This window comes from Bradyrhizobium sp. SRL28, assembly GCF_018596315.1.
In the GTDB taxonomy this organism is placed as follows: domain Bacteria; phylum Pseudomonadota; class Alphaproteobacteria; order Rhizobiales; family Xanthobacteraceae; genus Bradyrhizobium.
The window spans coordinates 1-21,153 of record NZ_JAHEAG010000041.1 but is presented as its reverse complement, the minus strand read 5'-3'; the positions used below and the strand labels follow the sequence as shown (position 1 = coordinate 21,153).

The window sequence follows — 21,153 nt, the reverse complement described above, 5'->3', positions numbered from 1 at the left end:
AGTATACCCGCAGCATGACGCGCATATTGGTCACAGGCGGCAGTGGGTTCATCGGAAAGCACCTCGTCGCGGCGCTGATCGCGCGAGATGGGCAGGTGAGGGTACTCGATCTTCAGCCACCACCCGGCGCCCTGACGCAGGTTCAGTATGTCAGTGGATCAGTACTTGATCGCGACCTGGTAGACCGAGCAATGGACGGGGTCGACGAGGTCTATCACCTGGCTGGCCTTCCGGGGATGTGGCTGCCGCGAAAAGCTGATTTCCACACCGTCAATTACGGTGGCACCGAAATCGTCATTGAGACGGCGCGAAAGCGCGGCATAAAGCGCCTCCTGCACTGCTCGACGGAATCCATTCTGTTCCGTGCCTCACCATCGATGGTTCCTGTCGCTGACGATGCGCTCCTGCCAGACGACATGCCGGGTCCATACACGCGCTCGAAAATGCTCGCCGACCGGTTCGCCATGCGGGCGGCCGCATCCGGGTACCCGGTGGTGATCGGCTGTCCAACCATGCCGGTGGGGCCTTACGATCACAACGTTACGCCGCCGACGGCAATGCTCCGGTATTTTCTCAAGCGACGCCTTCAATTGCATCTTGATTTTGTCGTGAACCTCGTCGATGTGCGCGACGCCGCCGAAGGGCTGATCCTTGCCATGGAACGCGGACACGCTGGACATCGCTACGTTCTCGGCGGCGAAAGCATGCCGCTGAGACAGGTTCTCGAACTCATGGCTGATATCAGCGGACGTCGTGTCCGGTGCATTCACGTGAACGGCAAGGTCGCCGAAATGGTCACTGCAACGCTGGAGTTCATCGCCGATCACGTGACGCGCCGGCCTCCGTCCGGGACGGCCGAGGGCGTTCGTATCGCATTGCGGGCAGGGGCCTTGTCGATCGAAAAAGCGCAACGAGAGCTCGGCTATTCGCCTGGCCCCGTCGAACCGGTATTGCGTGAAACCATTGCGCATCTGCTTGATGCCGGCCACCATCAGCCTGAATGGAGCTCAACGCCGAGGAGTCGCGCTCGATCGTTTCACATCGAGCGCCGGTTTGGCGGCTGATCCAATCGCTCACTAAGGTCCGCAACATGCTGCACGATCCTGGTCATTGGTTTGCTTTCGCCTTGAGTGGCTGGACTGCGACCTGGCCCACGCAGTTGCTCGCCATCATCTGGATTTTGTGGGTCATCAGTTGGGTTTTGGCCTCGTTCTGGTCCGGTCAAACCAAGAAACACGTGATGACCAGCGACTCGCTCAAATACCGCTTCCCGATTCTCGCAGGGGCCGTTCTTTTCTTGCCATTGACCGGCAAGATTCTGGGGGAAAAGCCGTTCTGGCAGTTCGGCGACCTAGGCATTTACGTGCTGGCCGGTCTTGTCCTTGCCGGAATCTCGTTCACATGGTGGGCGAGAATTCATCTCGGACGTTTCTGGTCGAACGCGATCACGCACAAGGAAGGCCATCAGGTTATTGATACCGGCCCATACGGGCTGGTGCGCCACCCGATCTATACGGGGCTTATCTTCGGGATGCTGGTGACTGGTGTTGCTGTCGGAACAGTGACCGCGATGCTGGGTGCGGCGCTGATCTCGCTCGGGATGTCGTTGAAGGCCCGCATGGAGGAAGGCTTCCTCACGGCTGAACTCGGTGCGGATGCCTATGGATCGTATTGCCGTCGCGTTCCGATGCTGATTCCGTTCCTGCCGCGCACCTAACGCCCGTAGAACACCCAGCAGCTACCGCCTCGTTCGCGCCGCCGCTGATGTCGAGGCAGGCGGAGCGAGACGGCGCGGAACAAACACGCGCTGGCCAACTAACAGCGGTGCACTCTCCGAGTACCGATTGAGCTGGGTAAGCGACCACAGCGGCACATGGTTAAGTGCGGCAAGCCTCTGCAACGTATCGCCCGAACGGGCGAGTTGCTGGGTGCCGCTGTCCCACAGCTCGAGCGAGGCATCGGGAGGAACAACGTAGCGCAGCGGCACCGCCTCTCCCTTGGTTGGCAGAGGCGTGGTCGCAAGTTGCGCACTTGCCGTCACCAACTGCTCGTGGATGGAATCCATTTTGTCGATGTTGATGTGGCTGACCTCCTCGTGCTGCTTCAAATCGAAGCTCGCGTAGTGACCCTGGTAACCCTGCTCCGCCACCACATCGCCGCCGCCCAACACGCTGTCGGACAGGAAAATGTTGATGTAACGCTCGACGTTCAGCGGCACCTTCGGACTTGCGTGAGCCGGATCAATGGTGACCACTAAGCTTACCGGGATGTTTTCGGCCTTCAGTATCCCGGCGAACGTCAGGGCACAAAGTCCGCCCATCGAATGACCGATCAGGACGATCGGAGCGGCATTGTCACGGTAATCGCGGATCGCCTGATCCGCAATCAGTCGGCAAATGGTGAATTCGTAGACGTCAGCCCGGATGCCGGCTTTTTCGAGACGTTTTGTCAGGTGGTCCATCCCGCGTGAAAAGATCGGCCCGAGCGCGCCGCGGAACAGGTAGACGCGCGCCTGCGGCTGGGTCACGGCTGGCGGTGCGACGGGGGCGGTCGTCGCGGCAGCAGCGGTCGAGCGTGCGACCGGAGCGGCGAGCGCCAGATTACTACCGCACGAGAAGATGCAGGCGGAAAGAGCCGCCCAGATCACCACAGCCGCAACCTGCGTCGGATTGCTCATGCGCGTTCCTTCCGCAATTTTAGACGTAAAGGCACGCCCCAGCGCCATCCGGCGCCCTGCGGCTGATCTATCGTGGAGGAATTGGCAGAATTTGCGGCATTCGTCGCTTCGGCGCCAGCCCTGGAACCAAGCCGGCCGAGCTGCCGGCGGACCGCCGCGTTAACGTGCCGTGCCGTGCGTCACCGCGCTTGCCGCTTCAGGGTGCCGCGGCTTCTTCGCACCTAAAGCGGGTACCGATCGGCCGAACACGACGGCGTCGATCTCGCTGATCACCTTCCGCTGCATGATCTGGTTCTTTTCGATGGACATGTGCCCGACGCCAGGCACGTTCTGCACATTGATATTCTCGAGCTTGCCCTGGAATTGCCCGGTCGTCGCAACCGGCTCGCCATTGCCGTTGGCGATGTAGAAATTTATGTAGCGTCCCACGCGCCCCGAGAGCTTGGTGCGAAACACCGAATCCAGGCCGATTGCCAGCTTAACGGGAGCGCCAAGTTGATCCAGCCTGGCGACCATGTCGGGCAGGGCGGTCGCTCCCGAGGAATGCCCGACCAGAATGATCGTCTTGATCCTGCCGCTCTTGTATCCGGCGGCGGCTTCGTCGGCGAGCGACGACCAGGAGGCGAAGTTCGCGACGGTGACCGGAATGCCCTGCGCCCGCAGTTGTGCCGCAATGTCATCGAGACCCAGCGAAAAGATGTTGAGCACGCCGCGGAGCAGATAGACATGAGCGGTCGAAGCCGCCGACGCGGAATCCTTCATTGCTCGCGCCGGACTTGCGCCGATCGGCAGCAGTAGCAGGAGCGCGATTGCTTGCAGCCGCCACCACGTTGGCCGGCTGAGAAAGTATGACCAGCGGACAAACCCGCTGTCGCCGCGATATGGCGTCATTGTTCTCCTCGAAGACCTGCGAAGCATTTTAGCTGGTGACAGTAGCGCCCGCTTGATCGGAACTGCAACAAGGGTGGCGGTGAGCAGTCGCAACTTGTTGATGCGACGTGTCTCCGGCGCAACACCAATCCCAACTCTTCACTGGAACTCGCTACCGTACCCTGGTGACTTCTGGTCTATCCCGATGAACGCACATTGTCAGGATACGCGAGCACTCACAAAGGTCCCAATAGCTGCCCAGCACAAAGTAGCTGCACCTGCTGCACTCCCCTTGCTCCACCGGAAAATATGCCCAGTTGGAGCAGCAGATTGATCGAGTGAAAACACCATCGAAACGGGGACGGCATGGCCAGCAGCAACCTCACGGATGACCAGATCGAGGCATTGATCCGCGACCTTATCGAGCACGCTCCCTTGTCGCAGAACGACCGCGAAGCTGCGCTCGCGTGGCTCGACAAAGTGGTCACGACCCGCAAGGCGGTGCGCCATATACTGGAAGGCAAGAGCGAGTAGCGAGGCTGTCCGGATGCCACTTTGAAGGCGAAAGAGGCTGCACGCCCTTGCGGCTATCGATCGGGCGCAGAGCGCCGCGGACGCCCAGACGACTGCCCTAAAGGACGCGCTGTCCATCAGTGCGGAAGCCGGCAAACTTTGCGCCGATGCTGACGAGCCTGTCCCGCTTTGTTTCATCACACGCGAAGCAGAGCGACGTCTGGCCGGTTGGCTTGTGTAGCGGCTTGCCAACTCGTTCATGTTTTGTACTATCGTGAAATGACGACTTCCCGTGAATCGAGATCCTGTTCAGGTGGCTTCGTCTCTACGACCAGCTTGGGCGCAGGGCGGAGGGGCTCGTCCGAAGCGCTATGGACCTAGATCGCATCCGTTCGGAGATTGAACACATGCGCCTGCAGGTCGGGGGGCAGCGAAAGGAAATCCTGCAGCTACAGCGGGCGGGCATCTCAACCGCGTCGGCGGATGCGCTATTGCAGCGGATGCTGGACAAGGTGGACAGCCTCTGTACGGAACGTGACAGGCTGAAGGCCGAACTTCCCCGACCGAAGGGCAGGGTGTTGGGAGGGAGGAGTTGGTGAAACACTACCAAGACGATCACAGTCCGCCGCCGTTCATCAAGGCGCTTGCGGAGGTCCGTCAGTTGGCAACGCGGGAAGGCTGGTGCTACCCGCATGTCCAAGCCATCGCGGTGGCAATCGACCAGTACGCCGCGAAAGCCTATGGCAACCGTGAATACTTCCTCAACAAGCCCTACAGCATCGGTGGTCGCCGGAACGGAGACGTGCCGTAGGCGCTCGCTCCCCACGTCTTGATGTAGATCAAGTCTCCACCAGATGGTGGCCACACCTTCAAGCATTGGGTGCCCAATGCAAAGGCTAGAATGGCTGGAGATAGTGTGCGGTGCATGGGCCGTCGTGGTCGCGGCGGTAATGGTGTACATATTGTTCTTTGCGATGTGAGCGAAACCTTGGTGGTGACAGGCAGGATCACGTCCCTTAGATTGTTCGAGTTTCCTGCGAAGTCGGTAAGAATGCTCGCCGTGGCCCTCCAAGCGCGGCGGGCATTTTCTTTTATGAGTTTGCGTTGTGTCGAAGCCTATTTCCATGCCGGGGTTCATTAAGCCCCAACTCGCCACGCTCAAGTCCAAGGCACCGATTGGCGATCAATGGCTGCATGAGATCAAGTACGACGGCTACCGCGTCCAGGTTCATGCCAACCGTGGTCGGAAGAAGGTCTACACCCGCAACGGGCTGGACTGGACCAAACGGTTCTCCACCATCGCAGGTGCATTGGACATTCCTGGCGAAGCAATCATCGACGGGGAAGTGGTGGTAGTCCACGAAGGCCGGACGAACTTCTCAGAATTGCAGGCAGAGCTAGCAGCAGGCAGACAGGATCGGATGGTCTACTACGCCTTCGATCTCCTCTGGCGAGATGGCGACCTCCGCAAACGTCCTCAGATCGAACGCAAGCAGGCGCTGCTCGACCTGCTCGGTGAAAGCGACACACCGTACCCAGTGCTGTTCTCGGAACACCTGATCGGCGATGGCCAACAGATGTTCGAACATGCTGCCAAGCTGAAGTGGGAAGGGATCATCTCAAAGCGGGCTGACGCTCCCTACCGTTCAGAGCGCAATGAGAACTGGCTGAAGATCAAGGCCGTCCACAAGGGCAAGTTTCCGGTCGTGGGGTTCATCAAGGACCCGAGCGGTGTCGCGGCGCTTTATCTGGGCAAGCAGGAAGGCAAAGATCTTGTCTACATGGGCAAGGTCGGTACCGGCTGGTCTCGTACTGTGTCCAGCAAGATCAGGAAACAATTGGATGCTGTGGTCAGCCCGAAGTCCAAACTGACGCGGCCTCTCAAAAAGCCGAAAGCAACGTGGGTCGAGCCGCAGTTCTATGCCGATATCGAGTACCGCGACATCACATCGGAGGGCTTGCTGCGGGCTAGCTCGTTCAAGGGGCTATCTCGGAGGTAGGCGGCAAAATCGTCACAAATCGGTGAAGCTGTTTCATTCGCAGCTTCTCGCGAAACCTGCGCCGACATTCCCGGTTCCGACGAAACAAGCGAAATCTGCACGACACCACTTATCAAGGCAACGGCAAAATCCTGAAACACGGCTGGTCCATGATCGCTGCATTCACGAACACGAAGGATGCAGTCATGCGCAAGCAGCTTTTCTTCTCAACAGGCACCATCGGAATCGGGCTTGCTGTTGCAGCGTTAATTGCGTGGTCGCAAGCTGTTACGCCATTGCAGGCGACCACTGCGTCATCGTCATTCAACCCCACCGAAATGATGGCAACCCACAAGGCTCAGCTACCGGTTGAGCAGTGGGACGCCATCTGAAGTTCTCGCGCTTCCTCCCTGTTCCTCCCAGACTTGGCCCCGGTCCTGTGCCGGGGCTTTTTTTGCGACGTGGAATACCGCGATATCAGGCGGAAGGTCTGCCTCGGGCCAGTTCCTTCAAGCGGCTTTCTCGGGAGAGATAGGCTCGGCTAGTGGACTGTCCGCCCACCGCCGCCGTCCGCAAGGAATTGGCGGTGTGACTGAATGCGTGGGGTATGCTCGCGATCCATGGAGCGAGGCCCCCACGCTTTGTGTTACTCACGAACCATATCGAGCAGCCGCTCGGGAGGAAAAGGCTTTCGCAAGAACGCTGTACCGACCGGCATAGGATCATCCACGTCTTTGCCGGACATGATGACAATGTTCATATGCGGGTGTCGGCGGCGGGCGTAGTGGGCAAGTTCAGCCCCTGACATCTTGCCCGCTAGGTTGTGGTCAGTGATCAGCGCCTGCAATTCGGTTCCAGTTGACGCGATGATCAGTTCGGCAGATTCGGCGGTCGTGCATTCGATCACCTCGAACCCTTCATCCTTCAGTACGTCGGCCAGTACCTCGCGCTGAAACACATCGTCCTCGACCAACAGGGTCACGAAGTTCGACATGCGCACCTCCAATTCACGTCAATTCGGAAGGACGAACTTGGTTCACTGGCCACCCGAGATGTGCCGGTCCAACCATTTTGTTCCTCTGTTACTTTGTGCGCAGACGGCGCGGGCGGATGCTGATCTACTATCCGCATTATAGATCCTAGAAGTATATTTGCGATCAGCCCGACATTGCGTGTCGGGTTTTTCGTTATCCCAGTTCGTGCTTTCGTCATCGACACGCGGATCAACTTCCTTGTCTGGTCGCCCCTCGCTCTAGGAACATGGCAACTGCGGAGCCGTTCTCCCCGCATGACCGACACCGAACTGATAGAGCAGTCCTTCCAGATTGCCTGGAGTGTCCTTGAGAGAACTGGTGAACTCGGGGAGCCGAACTGGTCTGCCAATTTCTTGCTCGATGAAATCATCAAAAGGGTCAGGTGCGGCGAACGGCACAGGCTCGTTCTTTCAAACTGCGCAATCGATGCGTACCGACACCAGCCGGTCAAACTCGTCCCATGATCGACCCTGACTGCAAGGTTTGTTTCGGCATCGGGTGGGTGTGCGAGAATCATCCGACCCGTGCATGGACAACAGAACTGGGTTGTCAGTGCGGAGCGGGAATGCCTTGCGAATGTGTTCGCGCTGACGGCACCGAAGAGCCTGACGTTAGTCAGGTACTTAACGCGACCGTCAGCACGACGTTAGCGCCGCACAGACTGCTGACGAAATCCTAACATTTGTTATGTTGCAAGCAATCAACTACCCGCAGCCAACATCATCGGCGGCCTTGTTTCCATGTGTACTTCATCGCCGGGATGACCCACCTTTGCCTTGATGGCAAGTAGGTAGGGCAAATGAATCCCTGTGACCCGATGGCCGTCGCGGTAGATTGGATTGACGCTTACCGCGACGCTTCACTCGATCAGATTGTCGCCATGTACAGCGCAGACGGAGTGATCGAGTGCGCCTGCGGAGGCCGGAAGATCATCCAGGGTGCGGAAGGCATATCGGCCTACTGGCGACACCGTTTCCTTCAAATACCCGCGCTTGAACTCGAAGAGTTGCAGATGGACGGCGGAGCCGTGGTGGTCTCCTACCGGACCAGCAGCGGGATCGTTCAGGCGCTGCTGCACATCGCTGACGATGGGCTAATCACTCATTGTCGCTGCGGGCCTGTGACCCGCGACTTTGCGAACATGTCGAGAGGAGTAAGCGAAGATGCAGGACACGTTAGCCCAGTTGGAGAAACTTCGCCGTGACGCGGCAGAATGCGAACTAATCCGAAACTTGGCGACCGATCCGAAGAAGCGCGAGCTATTCGACCGGCTGGCGGCACACCTGACGGTGCTGGCGTCTGAGGTCGAACAGGTAATGCTGGAGAGCGGGAAAAAGCGATAGGCTTCGCGAGCCGTGATTGGTTCCACCCGGAAGACACGGTGGTGTAGCTGAATGGCTGTCGGGAAAATTTAGCATACCTCGCGCGATACACGTCGTGTACCGTTCCGCAGGTGGTGCGGGAAATCCTTTTCATTATGGCAGTGGCGGCGGCGGGTACGATCCCGGTCCTTGTGATCGCGTTTCTGCTCTTCTCGCGATGAGGTCGTACAGCCTAGATGACCTCGACTGCCGGTTCTTTGCCCGGTCCAACCGCACTGGCACTCGAGAATATTTCCGGTAACATTCCGGCGCGGCATGGGGCCGACTGGAACTTGCGCTCGTGCATTACTGGGAATGGGTCAAGTTAATCGGGACCGCGTTTCTGATTTCAAGCGCCACCACCGCTATGGGCCTGGCTATGTGGTGGCTCATAAAATAAGGCCTCCAGTTGACGGTCTAAACAATCTCGACTGCCGGTTCTTTGCCCGGACCAGCCACATCCGAATTGATCGGCGTAATACGGCGCTCGACTACTCCAGACACGAATAACCAACTCTCTTGCTCAACGCCTTCGCCAACGACGCTCGCGTTTTGGTCGGGAAGCGCTTGCAGGATGGTCACCAACTCTTGGACCGTCATCACGCCCACCGTGGTTTCGGGTGGTCACATGAGCAAGGCGAGTACAGCCAGCACGACCGGCACTAAGCCGAGGACAACTACACCGACGCGGAAAAGCACCTCGTTGATCATGGACCGATCCTAGTCCGGCCGTGACGGGGGTGCACGTGCAGTCTGTGCCAAACTAGCAGACCCTGCCTTGCTTTCCGTTGATCTAGGTCAATCTTGGGACGGGGCGCAGGGAAAGCCTTCAGTCATGCCGACGCACGACTGGACGTACATTCTCAGCGAGGGAGCTATGATGTCCTCTGGACGTCGCGCTGATATCATTGTGCGCCTCTCTCACTCCTATGAGCTATTCGAGATAAAAACGGCGCTCGCTCCGCGCGATTGCGTACGTGAGGCGCTGAGCCAGCTACTCGAGTACGCGTATTGGCCTGGTTCGCCTGACTTCTACGCGCTTTGGATCGTCGGTCCATCACCGATAGACAGTGAGACGCAAGAATATCTCGATGGTCTACGAGAGCGTTTTGGAATGCCGGTGGGCTACCGGCATCAACCAGTTGCGGCACCATCGTCTTGAGGCACGAGGTGAGGGGCATCTGCTAGGACACCGGAACTGGTGGCGTAGTACACGACCGGTTCCAGGCGGACACGATGGGGGGCACGATCGGTGGGCGAACCCGTGAGACTGGGACAGGCACACCATCGTCTTTCTAAGTGTCGAGTTCGGAGGCTTTCAAATCTTTCTCTGCAATACGGAAAATGCGCATCGCTTCGGTTACGTACTTCGTCTGATTGTGGGCGCGTTCTATCGACAACAGATACACGTTGCCGTGGCGAGCGATCACGCCGGCCTTTAGGAACTGGTTCAGCTTGCGAATTACAGTCGATCGCGGGAGACCGATGTACTGTGCGATCTTAGTTGCACTCATCGGTTTGTCTTCTGCGTGACCTACCATGATTGCCGAGCCGATCAACAGCAGCGAGTGGTCGGCAGGTTTCTTGCCGAACACAGAATCGACCATCACACGGGTGAGCGCGATGTACGCCTTTGCCAACGCCAGTCGCTCCAAACGGTGCATGATCGAGTATGTCTCAGGCATGCGACCCTCCCTTGTCCCGTCGTCCGACGCGCAGCGCAATGGGGCGGGTGTCCAAAATGGACGCTTGCGTAGTTGTACTCGCTCAAGGCGACGGCTAATAGGCGCTCTCATGCGGGATGCCTCGCATTTTTAGTGAAGCCATTTCCCCGCAGTCGCTGATCGAGCCCCCAAGAAAGCATCAGCGGCGCGTTCATAAGGGTCGCAGCAGTCTAGTGCTGCCGCGAAATGGGTGCGGTAAGACGAGTAAAATAACGAGGGCGCGATGCAGGACATATTGGCTCATCTAGTAAGGCTAAGGGACGTTGCCGAGCGCGAGCAAACTCTGGCGAAGAAGCGCGAACTGTTCGACCGGCTAGCGGCCCATCTGACGCAGCTAGCGTCTGAGGTCGATCAGACGATGCTAGGGTACGGGAGAAGGGATCGGTCTTGATCCGGCAGGAACCTTGTCAGCAACCTTTGGCCGCTCCGAACGTTTCTATGTATCACCGCTCGGTCCGTGGCATTTATCGGTGATGAGAACGCCGGTTGCGCGAAGAAGGAGCGCGACATGATGCGTCGTCGTTTCAAACACACCCAGCCTCTCGAGGAACGGCTCGCGGAAGAAGCTAGGCGCTTGCGTGAAGCAGCAAAGTTGCTTCCTCCAGGCGCTGACCGCGATGTCCTAGAAAGAAAGGCGCGTCACGCAGAGACAGCGTCCCATGTCAACGATTGGCTCACATCGCGGGGATTGCGGCCACCAACAGGTTGACGTTCGACCACTCCAGTCACGACTAACCAAGTCTCTCTCTCAACTCTTTGGCCAATGACGACGGTGGCATCTTGGTCAGGAAGCGCTTGCAGGATGGACACCAACTCTTGGACCGTCATCGCGCCCACCGTGGTTTTGGGTGGTCACATGAGCAAGGCGAGTACAGTCAGCACCCGCACTAAGCCAAGGACAATTACACCGACGCGGAAAAGCACCTCGTTGATCATGGACCGATCCCTGGTCCGGTCCCATGACGGCGGCGCATGTGCCGTTTGTTACCAATCGCTTTGCCTGCCGTTGATCTAGATCAATCAGCGGGAGGGAGGCGGGGAGAGCCTTCGGTCATGCCGACGCATGACTGGACTTACATCCTCAGCATTGCTGGGACGCTGATCTTAGCTGGCGTCGAGATAGGTGTGCTGTGGTTCGGCTTCTAAGGCGGGCCGTCTGACTGCCTCATTGGCTTGCAAAAACAACAATCTGGCGACATCGGTTCGTTGAAAGCCCTGCGCTTGAACTGGAAGAGTTGCAGATGGACGGCGGCGCTGCTCGATGTAACGAGCGATGGTCTGAATCAGCCGGTGTCGCTGTGGTCCGAAAGAATGCGGAACATTGCCGCTTTTTCCCAGTTAGACCCACCCCGGCTCTGCGAGGTTCACATGAGAACAATCCTGCTTATCGCGACGGTATCCCTCTCGACGGTATTCGCTCTGCCCACACACGCTCTGCCTATTGCGCCAGTTGGTTCGCAAGTGATCAGCGGGTCGGACCTGATCGAAGTGAAGGGCGGGCACGGCCATGGTCGTGGTCATGGTTGGGGACGAGGTCACGGCCATCGTCATTGGGGCTGGAGCCGTGGTCGGAAGGTCGGGTGGAGAGGTCACCACTGTCCGCCAGGTCATTGGAAAAAGGGTTGGTGCTAACCCAATGCTCACCGGGTGGACAAAGCCATGAAGTGGATGCTCGTTGTCCTTATCGGTGGGATGACCCCGGTCAACACCAACTTGGTGTTCGACAAGTTCAGCGAGTGTATGGCCGCAGAAGAGCAAATGCGCCAGCACTATGCCGACGCATTCGATGCATGGGATCGCTCTGCTGCGGCCAACGTGGATCGGCGGCGGGATTACAGGAGGGCGAGGGACATGCAAGCCAAGCGGCTGCTCGGCAATGTAGGCACTTGCATACCCCATGCTGACGGCAGTCAGCCCCAGATCGTGACGCCCCAACAGCCCGCCGCGCCGCAGACTTCGCAGCCAACACCGCAGCCCAGTCCGCGAACATGATGCAACTGCGAACTGTTTCATATTCCAGATCGGGTTCACATTGTATCGTCAGCCATGCGCAGCCTTGTCCTTGCCATCGCTTTCCTCGCAGCACTGTCGGCGATGTCGCAGTGTCAGGAGCGCAGGCTCGTCTTGAGGCCGTCTGCGCCAATGCCAGCCGTGCTGATCCCGTGAGGCGAGATGTGTGGGTACAGGTCAGCCCCAGACCAGATGTGGCCCGACGCATGACATTGTGAGAGACACACATCGGGCCTTGCCACAACGGGTTCAGCCCCCAGTATGACCATTAGCCGCGCTGGCTGAATAAAGCCTCTGCTCTTCAACGCGATTCGAGAACTCCGTGGGACTACGGAAGGGCTGCTGACTGCCGCCGTCGAATGGCCCACAGGTGCGCGTATGGAGTCCGTACAGGAGTCTGGTGGCTCGCAGGCGCGAGGCATCCTCGCCAAGGACACACATGGGCACACGATTCGCATCGCCCCGCCGCTTGTTATCTCCAGCGATCAGATCGACTGGGCGCTGGAACAGATCGACGCCACTTTGAGGCAGGATTTTTCGTGACTACTGGCCAGCGCCGCCGACTGCCGTCCTGATGTGCCGCTGATGCCATCGGATTGCGAGAGAACGGGCATCCCATCTCATAAGGGAGATATAGGAACTCTCGAGGGCCTTGGTAAGGCGCTTTCAGCTAGCGCTTTGACTAGCGTTCGACGGTGCCGCATAATTACCGTTGTCTTGAGCGCATTCGAAGTAATTTGCCAGCCGCACGCCAGAATGCCTCAAGGCATCGACGGCAGCGGTGACCAAGCCGCTAAAGAAGCGCCAGGGCCGCCAACTGAGGCGGCCTTACTCTTAGCTGGTTTCTGGCGTGTCCGGGGCCGCTCAACGTCGTCCAACAGTTGGCCCCCAGATGCTTGGCTAGCCGATCGAACGTTTCGCGTTTAGCCCCGTCCGTTGCAAGGTCGCGCATCAGCGCCGCTTCAGCCGCATCGGTCCGAAGGTTCTCCAGAGAGAATTGATAGTCCTTCACTTGCGGTCGGTCTGATCACTGAAAACGGATTAACCTCGGCCGGCCTCGAGCTGTTCATTGCTGCTCTACAAAGCGCAACGAGATGCCCGTCCAAGAACGGGGTGATCGAAGGCGGCTTCAGAAGGATAAGCGGACTTAGAAGGGCCGTGGGCCGGGTGCGCAATTGACCTAACAGGCGGGGTGGGGGCGAGACTTCACACGCGGAGGACTTCACCCGCTCGGAGAGTCGTCCACCCTGCCCCTGAGGGGGTGGAATCGGGCCTCACTACTCCATCTTAATTCCAGCGTCCGTGATCACCGTTCTCCATCGCGAGATCTCCTCGGCGACGAAGGCGCGGAATTCTTCCGGGGTGCTGCCCATCGGCACAATACCCTGTTCGACTAGCTTTGCCTGCAATGCCGGATCGGCGAGTGCCTTCTTGGCCTCCGCCGAGACGCGGTCGACGATCTCCTTAGGTGTGCCTGCCGGCGCTATGATTCCGGCCCAGGTGCCGGACACGAAATCCGGCACTCCCTGCTCCGCCATCGTCGGTACGTCGGATGCCGCCGGGATGCGCTCTTTCGCGGTGACAACGATCGCCTTGGCGTTTCCGGAGCGCACCTGCGGCATCAGCGGACCAACAATGTCGAACATCACATTGATTTGCCCGCCGACGGTATCCTGCAGCGCGCCGGCCGTGCCTTTGTAGGGTATGTGCTGCATTTTGATGCCTGTGCGGCTCATGAACATTTCCATCGTGAGATGTGCCGCAGCGCCGATGCCGCTCGAGGCAAAATTGAGCTCACCTGGCTTGGCCTTCGCGAGCGCGATCAGCTCTTTCACGTTGTTCGCCGGCACTGAGGGATGCGCGATCATGATCAGCGGTGCGACGCTCATCAGCGAGACGTATGTGAAGTCCTTGAGCGTGTCGTAGGGCAGCTTCGGATTGAGCGTGGCGTTTGCCGCATGCGCCGCGATCACGGTGCCGAACGTGTAGCCGTCGGGCGCGGCCTTGGCGACGGCGTCGGTGCCGATGATGGCGTTGGCGCCTGGCTTGTTCTCGAAGACGATGGGCTGGCCCAGCGCGTCCGAGATCTTTTGACCGACGAGCCGAGCCATCAGATCGGTGTAGCCACCCGGGGTGTAGGGTACGACCATACGGATCGGACGGTTCGGCCAACCTTGCGCAAGTGCGGCGTCTGTGCCGGCGAGCACGAGGGCAAACGCTGCAAGAGCGCGGTATAAGTATTTCATGATACTGCCTCCAAATTGGCCCATCAGCTTTACCCACGAGACGTTTGGCGTGAGACGCGTTTCCTCGCGGGCAGGCTACAGCATATGCAAGTGGATGGGAAAGTAGTCGAAGCGAAGTCCGTTTGGCACTTTTCGGACCTGCCAGTTCCGCCAGACGATGTCGGTTCTTGAGCGAAAAGCGGACTTCTCGGTTGCGTGCCCTGACTTCTGAGTTTGACCCAGAACGGACTACGTGGCCCAAGCTCCGCTAAACGACTTGGGCGACTAATTCGGAACCCGAACTCCCCGCAGCCCGGCTTCAGCAATCGCTTTATCCACCGTGCCATCGGCCCGCATTCCGTTCACGAGTTCATCAACGGTGGGAAGAGCCGAGGCGGCTCGCTTGCGCACCCCGATTGCCATTTGCACGACATTGAAACGTCCGGGCAATACGTGTGCTCCAGGCAAGGCGTCAGCTATACGATGGGCGAGGTGCAGGTTCTCACCGTAAACGTCGGCTTTGCCCGTTGCCAACGCCTCGCGAGCCGGTTCGAACCCGCCGGGCACCTGTATGATTTCTGCATTCTTAATAAGGCGTGTCAAAACGGTGTGTGGCGCGCTTCCTTGGGCGACAGCGACCTTCACGCCTGCACGGTCAACCTCATCTGCGGTGGTCGGTGTTGCTCCTGCGCGCGCGACATAGCCGTTGTCAACTTCCATGAATGTTACGCTAAAAGCGAGGTATTCTGCGCGAGACGGATCTCGTGCAGCAAGCCCGATGTCCCAGTCATCGCTGGCGAGACTTTCGTTGTAACGCAGGGGATTGTCGTAGGGCTTGAGCTCGACCGGTACCCCGAGACGTGCAGCGAGCGTGCGGGCAACGGAGACGGAAACACCGCCGAGGGAGCCGTCGGTACTGCGGGTCACCAGAACAGGATTGGAGGCAATAAGAGCAACGCGCAGTTTGCCGGTCGGAGAGAGTGTGGCGGGCGCGGATGGGGCTTGAGCCCATGCGAACTGCGATGCAGCGGGCAGCGCGGCAGCGCCCACCGCCAGATGAAGGAAACGTCTGCGAGATAGTTTCATTTGCGGTCCCTCTCTCAAATGTTGAGAACAGACCCGGCTGCTCTGCCTTCGAGAGCGAGTGACACCAGTTTAACCTACACTTTTTGAGACTTTTGCGCCAGCGTCGAAGGGGTGAGAGAGCGCAGTGATCGATGTCGCCTTGTGGCACTTTTGAGACATGCCGCCGCACGGTATCGATGTCTGTTTATAGGGGTAGAGCGGAAATCGTCGGTACACGGCCAAACCGACGCGAATGACCGATAGCGACCAAGCTCCGCAGCGCAGCGAAATGACGCGTTGGGGCACATCCAGGCTCGCACCTCAGCATCTTTCTTCGATGACCTCGACGGCATGCAGTCTTGGCGAGACCGTCAAGTGCCTTGCACAGGCGAATTGGACACGAGCTCTGGCGCGTCAAACATCGAATCCGCAATCTCCGGAGCCTCAGCAAGGATTTGGCTGATTTCGTAACTTTTTCGGCAACGCTTTAGGACTTCGAACGATGGCTCTTTCATACTGACTTGCAATTTCAGCGCAATCATAAGTCTCGGAGTGTGACCCCCTCACGCCAAAAACTGCAACATCGGCCCATCTTTCCAGTCTGGAGGAACGAGATGCGCGACCGAAAAACCACCTCTAAGCTAATGGTCGGCGAGCTTCCGGAGCTGAGATGCCACGCTCGCGACCTACGAATAGACGCCTGCCGAGGCATCGCGCTGTGGTGGATATTTCTTGATCATATCCCCAACAACATCGGAGGTTGGCTGACGCTGCGGAACTACGGCTTCAGCGATGCCGCGGAAATATTCATGTTCGCATCGGGCGTAACCTGCGCGCTCTCCTACGGTAAGGCACGGCGCTGCGAGGGCTGGACCACAGTGATCCGCCGGACACTGCGGCGAAGCTGGGACATCTATGTCGCGTTTCTGCTGCTCACGCTCGCCTGCGCCATACTGGCTTACCTCGCAGGCGGCGGCCGTCTTGCTGACGAAAGCAATACGCGCATTCTATTGGACCATCTGGGCGCGACGCTCGCGCGCGCGGCGATCCTGCAATACCGTCCGGTCAATACCGACGTGTTGCCGATCTTCGTGCTTCTTCATCTCTTGTTCGCGCCGTTGCTGTGGCTGCTGCTGCGACTGCCGAACGTAACGCTTGGCGCGTCGCTGGCGCTTTATGTGCTGGTGTACGTCTTCGGCTGGACCGTCCCGGCGTGGCCGAACGGCCACTGGGCCTTCAATCCGCTGGCCTGGCAGCTGTTGGTTGTTCTTGGCGCGTGGTGCACGCTTGAGGAAAAGAGGGTCCGGCCGTGGCTCACCTCACGCACGGTGCTTGGACTTGCCGTCCTGTATCTGCTCTTCAGCCTGGTCATCGCATTGAGCTGGCGCATCAAACCGGTGGAAGCAGTGATCCCGGAGACGCTGGCGAAGCTGCACCAATTGGATAAATCGAATCTCGATCCATTGCGATTGCTGCATTTTTTGGCCATAGCGGTTTTGGCAGCATGGTTCGTGCCTCGCAATTGGAGAGGGCTGATGACGCCGGTGATGCGCGGCGCGATCTGCTGTGGCCAGAACTCGCTGCCAATCTATTGCCTCGGCGTTCTGCTGGCGTTCGCCGGCCACATGGTGCTGTTCGACATCTCGGACGGGTTGGCGATGCAGATAGCGGTGAGTCTCGTTGGCATCGCGGCGATGATCACGACCGCAATCAGCAATAGACAGCACGCTCCCGAGTGAAAACTCGCGAACGATCATGTCTCACTCCATAGGCCGAATAGGCCGAGACTTGGCGGACGGTCGGCAACGTGTTCAGTTAAGCCACGTTAAGGTAGAGGCAAGAATAGCCGCGTTTGAGACGGCGCAAGCTGACGAAGCCGAAAAGGCGGGTAGCCTTTTATAGCTCCGGGTCGCCCAAACAAACGCCCCAGCGTGGCGAGATCCTCCGGGGCTCCCATTCAAAAAAGTTCGGCCCGCGCGGGATTATCCTCGCGTCCGCATAGATCAACTCGATCACACCGCGGCCTGCCAGGGTCGCGGGGGCCAAAGCACTGCCCGCAACTCCTGTGACCTCCTTCACAGAGGAAACGGAATTCTGTGCTATAAGAAATGCCAATACCGTCGTCCATGGCAAGCTAGGCACGGTACGGGGGTATTCCCTTCAGCCGATGCAGAATGGCATCGCGGGAGGCTCGCCGTGTTAAACGACTCCCTGTCCGTTCTTGACAATGGCAACCAGCGCGCGACGCTTGCAATCGGACCGTTCCGATTGGATGTCGATACCTCAACTCTCTATCGAGGCAACGATCCGCTACCCGTCGGCCGCCGCGCCGTCGCATTGCTTAGCGCGCTGGCGAAACGTCAAGGCTTGGTGGTTTCCAAAGACGAATTGATCCAGGCTGCTTGGTCAGGCTTGGCCGTCGAAGAAAGCAATCTGTCGGTTCAGATTGCGGCGCTGCGCAAAGCGCTTTCAGCCGAGCCGGGCGGGGAGAGTTGGATCGAAACTCTGCCGCGCCGTGGATATCGGTTTGTCGGCCCGACCACGACGAGTTCGCACCGCAGCGCGATCGATGAAGAGAAGGTGCCACCTGCCCTGGGAGTCAGGCTCGCTATCCCGTCCCCCGGTGCGGCCAGCGACAGAAGTCAGGAGGGATCAATCGCCCGCAGGTCCCGCTGGCTCGTCGGGCGAAACGGTCCGCTGGCGACGCTGGACAAGGTCACGCAGCGAATGCTCGCCGGCGACAGACAAGTCGTCTTCATCACCGGCGAGGCTGGTATCGGCAAGACCTCGTTCATCGAGATGGCGATGGAGCAGCTTTCCCGATATCGCGTCGAGACCCTGTGCGGATTCTGCACCGAGCGTTTCAGCACCAACGAGGCATTTCTCCCGCTGATCGATTCGCTGACGACGCGTTGTCGCGGCCCGGACGGTTCGGCTGTCCTGGAGGCCGTGCGCACCCATGCGCCGACCTGGCTGCTCCAGATGCCAGGTTTTCTCGATGTGGCGGACCACGCCGCGTTCCGGAATGAGGTATTCGGGGCGACACGAGAACGGATGTTGCGTGAGTTCTGCGATTTGCTCGAAGCGTTGAGTGTGGATCGCCCGTGGGTCCTCGTTGTCGAGGATATGCATTGGAGCGACTTCCAGACGGTCGACGTCCTGTCGCGCTTCGCACACGGAGACCGCAAGGCTAAAGTGCTCGTTCTTGCCACCTATCGTGTTGGCGACAGCATCATAAGCGGACATCCGGTTCGCCGTCTGCATCAGGATTTGGAGATCCACGGGAGGTGCAGCGATCTGCAACTCGATGGATTGTCCAAAACCGAGGTGGAGCACCACCTCGCCTTGCGTTTCCAGGACGAGAAGCTCGCTTCGGCGCTCTCCGGGCCGATGTTCGGGCGCACCCAGGGGCAACCGTTGTTCATCGCCTCGCTTGTGGACTACCTGGTCAATCACGAGTCGATCGTAGAGATCGACGGCGCCTGGCGCCTCGGATCCAGAACCGCCCTATCCGAGGATGTCGTGCCAAAAGATCTGATCAATATGATCACACATCGGATCGATCGTTTGAGTGAGGGCGAACAGCAGCTGCTCGAGGCGGTCAGCGTAGCGGGGAGCGAATGTTCAGCAGCCCTCGTGGCCGCCGGACTGTCACGTGACGCCGTGGAGACCGAGGAAGTCCTGGAGCATCTTGCACGCAAGGATCATATGCTGGTGTCGTCCGGCGTTTCTGAATGGCCCGACGGGACCTATTCCGGATCCTACGCATTCCACCACATTCTCTATCAGAACGTGCTCTATCGACGGCTCAGCCCGGCATGGCGCCTCCAGATCCATCACCGCATGGGCGAGCGCCTCGAGCAGGGATATGCGGGCCGGACGGAAAACATTGCGGCTGCGCTCGCGCTGCATTTCGAGCAGAGCCGAGATTTCCCGCGTGCTCTGCGCTACCTCAGCCAGGCCGCGGAAAATTCCGCGAAACGCTTCGGTCACGAGGAGGCAATCAATTATCTGTCCCGCGCGCTCGGCATTCTCGATCGTCTGGGAACGGCGACCGATCTGTATGGGCCGCGCACCAGCCTGCTGCGACAGCGGAGCTGGGCGCGGCGCTCGGCGGGGGACCTCGCCGGCTCGGTTCGCGATCTCGAGGAGATGATCGCTTGCGCCGCGGACGCAGGTCAGCTTCGCCATGAGGTCAACGGGCTCCTGGCGGTGAGCCGGTTCTGCCTTCATGCCGACCGCCGCATGTGCCTTCACGCTTCCAGCGAAGCGCTTGCCAAGAGTGAAGCGCTTGAGGATGACGCCTTCAAGGCTCTGGTGCAGGGCAGCAGCGCCAGCATCAATCTCTGGCTGAAAGGCTGGCAGGAGCAGGATGCTGCACTTTGCGAGAAAGCGTTGCACGTAACGGCTGACGCGCGCGATCATGGCACGCTGATCCGGCGATACGGGATAGAGGGAATCCTCGAATGCTTACGGTCGCGCTACGAGGAATGCCGTCGTTCGGGAACCGATGGCAAGAAGCTCGCGCAGGAGGTCGGCGACGTCTACATCTTTGCGCTGTTCAACGTGATGGAGTCGACCGCGCTGATCCATCTCGGCCAATGGCGGCGACTGCAGCGAGAGACCATCGCTGCGTTGGCGCTGGCGGAAAGAAACGCTAACAGCCCGGCGATCGCCCTGTGCCGCCTCACGTTGGCGTGGCTCCACGTCGAGGCGATGGATTTTCATGGTGCCCGCGACCTCTGCGAGAGCGTCGACCAAGCGGTGCTAGAAGAAAACCCCTTTGCCTTCTTTTTTCAGCGAGCCGTTCTTGCGAAGGCCTTCGTCGGCTTGAACGAGCCCCAGCATGCGCGCCAGCAGTTCGATGGCGTCATGCAACGGCTGAATTCCGACGGCATCATGATGGATTACACGATCTACGCGCAGCTCCATCATTGTCTCTGCGAATACAGTCTACAGGTCGGCGATATCGCAGAGGCGCGGCGATCGGCGACAAAGCTGTACGAGTACGTCGCGCCGGCACCCGATCGCAATCATCTGGCGCAGGCGCACGGGCTGCTCACCCGGGTTGCGCTCGCTGCGGGCGATTTGGAGGAGGCAAGGGCGGAGCTCTCGCGTGCCCTCTCAACTCTCGAAGATGCCGACATGCCGCTCGCCGCTTGGCGGGTCTATCGGGCGGGGGTGGAGGTCTGCGAGAGCCTCGGCGAGCCGGCCGAGGCGGCTAGGTACAGAGCTCGCTTCGAGGACGTCATACGAACCCTTGCCGGGAATTTAGAGCCTGATGACCGATTGCGGTCGTCATTGCTTGCTGCTCTCGATGCGCAGGGGGCGCGCTGAGCCAGCCGGCGCCGCTCCTGGCGGATTATGTTGTAAAAGTCGAAAAATCGAACGACGCCGAACATCTCGCAGAAGTTGATTTTTAGCCGACTCCGCCACGGCAAAGCTCCGTAGCACCGATACAAAGCTGCATAGTCGTTTTTGTGTGAAACGATGTGGTCATACACTCAAACACCGCGTTGGCCCAATGACGGAGCCTTCAGCTCGATCACGTGGCGCCCAGAGTCGGCAAAGTGACTTAACAGCGTCTACGTGTCGCACGGCTGCATTGGGCACGAAACGGACCTGAGCGGTCGGCGTACCGATGTCTGCTGTCGGGGGTAGAACGGACGTGCCGCGCCGGCGGAGGCACTTCCGG

General features: G+C 59.3%; 18 protein-coding genes and 1 pseudogene. 12 read left to right on the top strand and 7 right to left on the bottom strand.

Annotated features, from left to right (window positions below; all coding sequences use genetic code 11):
- The first annotated feature begins 14 nt into the window (after window positions 1–14).
- Both KIP88_RS38355 and KIP88_RS38350 read left to right on the top strand, forming a co-directional pair.
- Window positions 15–1,064 carry an NAD-dependent epimerase/dehydratase family protein gene (locus KIP88_RS38355; protein WP_214493367.1) on the top strand — a complete coding sequence of 350 codons (1,050 nt, stop codon included), beginning with the start codon at window positions 15–17 and terminating at the stop codon, window positions 1,062–1,064.
- Between the two features lie 26 nt (window positions 1,065–1,090).
- A complete protein-coding gene (locus KIP88_RS38350) occupies window positions 1,091–1,717 on the top strand; it encodes an isoprenylcysteine carboxylmethyltransferase family protein (protein ID WP_214493397.1) in 627 nt (208 codons plus the stop codon).
- A gap of 21 nt (window positions 1,718–1,738) precedes the next feature.
- On the opposite strand, the gene KIP88_RS38345 is transcribed toward KIP88_RS38350, so the two are convergent.
- Both KIP88_RS38345 and KIP88_RS38340 read right to left on the bottom strand, forming a co-directional pair.
- Window positions 1,739–2,677, bottom strand: coding sequence for an alpha/beta fold hydrolase (locus KIP88_RS38345; protein WP_214493366.1), 939 nt, complete (start codon window positions 2,675–2,677; stop codon window positions 1,739–1,741).
- A gap of 159 nt (window positions 2,678–2,836) precedes the next feature.
- On the bottom strand, window positions 2,837–3,568 hold the full coding sequence (locus KIP88_RS38340) for a hypothetical protein (protein ID WP_249791337.1): 732 nt from the start codon (window positions 3,566–3,568) through the stop codon (window positions 2,837–2,839).
- A 345-nt stretch (window positions 3,569–3,913) separates the two neighbouring features.
- Between KIP88_RS38340 and KIP88_RS38335 the strand changes: the two genes are divergently transcribed.
- The 4 genes from KIP88_RS38335 (at window position 3,914) to KIP88_RS38320 (ending at window position 6,431) form a co-directional block, all read left to right on the top strand.
- Window positions 3,914–4,081: a hypothetical protein gene (locus KIP88_RS38335; protein ID WP_214493365.1), complete on the top strand. Its 168-nt coding sequence runs from the start codon at window positions 3,914–3,916 to the stop codon at window positions 4,079–4,081.
- A 574-nt stretch (window positions 4,082–4,655) separates the two neighbouring features.
- Window positions 4,656–4,871, top strand: a complete 216-nt coding sequence (locus tag KIP88_RS38330) for a hypothetical protein (RefSeq protein WP_308163733.1) — start codon at window positions 4,656–4,658, stop codon at window positions 4,869–4,871.
- Window positions 4,872–5,184: 313 nt separating this feature from the next.
- Window positions 5,185–6,060 (top strand): non-homologous end-joining DNA ligase, encoded by an 876-nt coding sequence (gene ligD, locus KIP88_RS38325; RefSeq protein WP_214493363.1) that lies wholly within the window; start codon window positions 5,185–5,187, stop codon window positions 6,058–6,060.
- Window positions 6,061–6,245: 185 nt separating this feature from the next.
- A complete protein-coding gene (locus KIP88_RS38320) occupies window positions 6,246–6,431 on the top strand; it encodes a hypothetical protein (RefSeq protein WP_214493362.1) in 186 nt (61 codons plus the stop codon).
- A gap of 254 nt (window positions 6,432–6,685) precedes the next feature.
- Here the strand turns inward: KIP88_RS38320 and KIP88_RS38315 are convergent, their stop codons facing one another.
- Window positions 6,686–7,033 carry a response regulator gene (locus KIP88_RS38315; RefSeq protein WP_214493361.1) on the bottom strand — a complete coding sequence of 116 codons (348 nt, stop codon included), beginning with the start codon at window positions 7,031–7,033 and terminating at the stop codon, window positions 6,686–6,688.
- A gap of 839 nt (window positions 7,034–7,872) precedes the next feature.
- On the opposite strand from KIP88_RS38315, the gene KIP88_RS48630 reads away from it, so the two are divergent.
- On the top strand, window positions 7,873–8,277 hold the full coding sequence (locus KIP88_RS48630) for a nuclear transport factor 2 family protein (protein ID WP_374226559.1): 405 nt from the start codon (window positions 7,873–7,875) through the stop codon (window positions 8,275–8,277).
- Complete coding sequence (locus KIP88_RS38305) at window positions 8,237–8,416, top strand: hypothetical protein (RefSeq protein WP_214493359.1); 180 nt, start codon at window positions 8,237–8,239, stop codon at window positions 8,414–8,416. The genes KIP88_RS48630 and KIP88_RS38305 overlap by 41 nt, the downstream gene beginning before the upstream one ends.
- A gap of 435 nt (window positions 8,417–8,851) precedes the next feature.
- Here the strand turns inward: KIP88_RS38305 and KIP88_RS38300 are convergent, their stop codons facing one another.
- Complete coding sequence (locus KIP88_RS38300) at window positions 8,852–9,034, bottom strand: hypothetical protein (RefSeq protein WP_214493358.1); 183 nt, start codon at window positions 9,032–9,034, stop codon at window positions 8,852–8,854.
- A gap of 695 nt (window positions 9,035–9,729) precedes the next feature.
- Window positions 9,730–10,119 carry a helix-turn-helix domain-containing protein gene (locus tag KIP88_RS38295; RefSeq protein ID WP_214493357.1) on the bottom strand — a complete coding sequence of 130 codons (390 nt, stop codon included), beginning with the start codon at window positions 10,117–10,119 and terminating at the stop codon, window positions 9,730–9,732.
- Between the two features lie 1,698 nt (window positions 10,120–11,817).
- Here KIP88_RS38295 and KIP88_RS38290 point away from each other — a divergent pair.
- Both KIP88_RS38290 and rocD read left to right on the top strand, forming a co-directional pair.
- Window positions 11,818–12,150, top strand: coding sequence for a hypothetical protein (locus KIP88_RS38290; protein ID WP_214493356.1), 333 nt, complete (start codon window positions 11,818–11,820; stop codon window positions 12,148–12,150).
- 426 nt (window positions 12,151–12,576) lie between these two features.
- Window positions 12,577–12,711: pseudogene (gene rocD, locus KIP88_RS38285) on the top strand (ornithine--oxo-acid transaminase); the annotation flags it as partial.
- Between the two features lie 734 nt (window positions 12,712–13,445).
- On the opposite strand, the gene KIP88_RS38280 reads toward rocD, so the two are convergent.
- Window positions 13,446–14,414 carry a tripartite tricarboxylate transporter substrate binding protein gene (locus tag KIP88_RS38280; RefSeq protein WP_214493355.1) on the bottom strand — a complete coding sequence of 323 codons (969 nt, stop codon included), beginning with the start codon at window positions 14,412–14,414 and terminating at the stop codon, window positions 13,446–13,448.
- A 264-nt stretch (window positions 14,415–14,678) separates the two neighbouring features.
- Entirely contained in the window at window positions 14,679–15,479 is an 801-nt protein-coding gene (locus KIP88_RS38275) for a transporter substrate-binding domain-containing protein (protein WP_214493354.1), read from the bottom strand.
- A 593-nt stretch (window positions 15,480–16,072) separates the two neighbouring features.
- On the opposite strand from KIP88_RS38275, the gene KIP88_RS38270 reads away from it, so the two are divergent.
- Window positions 16,073–17,197 carry an OpgC domain-containing protein gene (locus KIP88_RS38270; RefSeq protein ID WP_214493396.1) on the top strand — a complete coding sequence of 375 codons (1,125 nt, stop codon included), beginning with the start codon at window positions 16,073–16,075 and terminating at the stop codon, window positions 17,195–17,197.
- A 457-nt stretch (window positions 17,198–17,654) separates the two neighbouring features.
- A complete protein-coding gene (locus KIP88_RS38265) occupies window positions 17,655–20,795 on the top strand; it encodes an AAA family ATPase (RefSeq protein WP_214493353.1) in 3,141 nt (1,046 codons plus the stop codon).
- The last annotated feature ends 358 nt before the right edge of the window (window positions 20,796–21,153 follow it).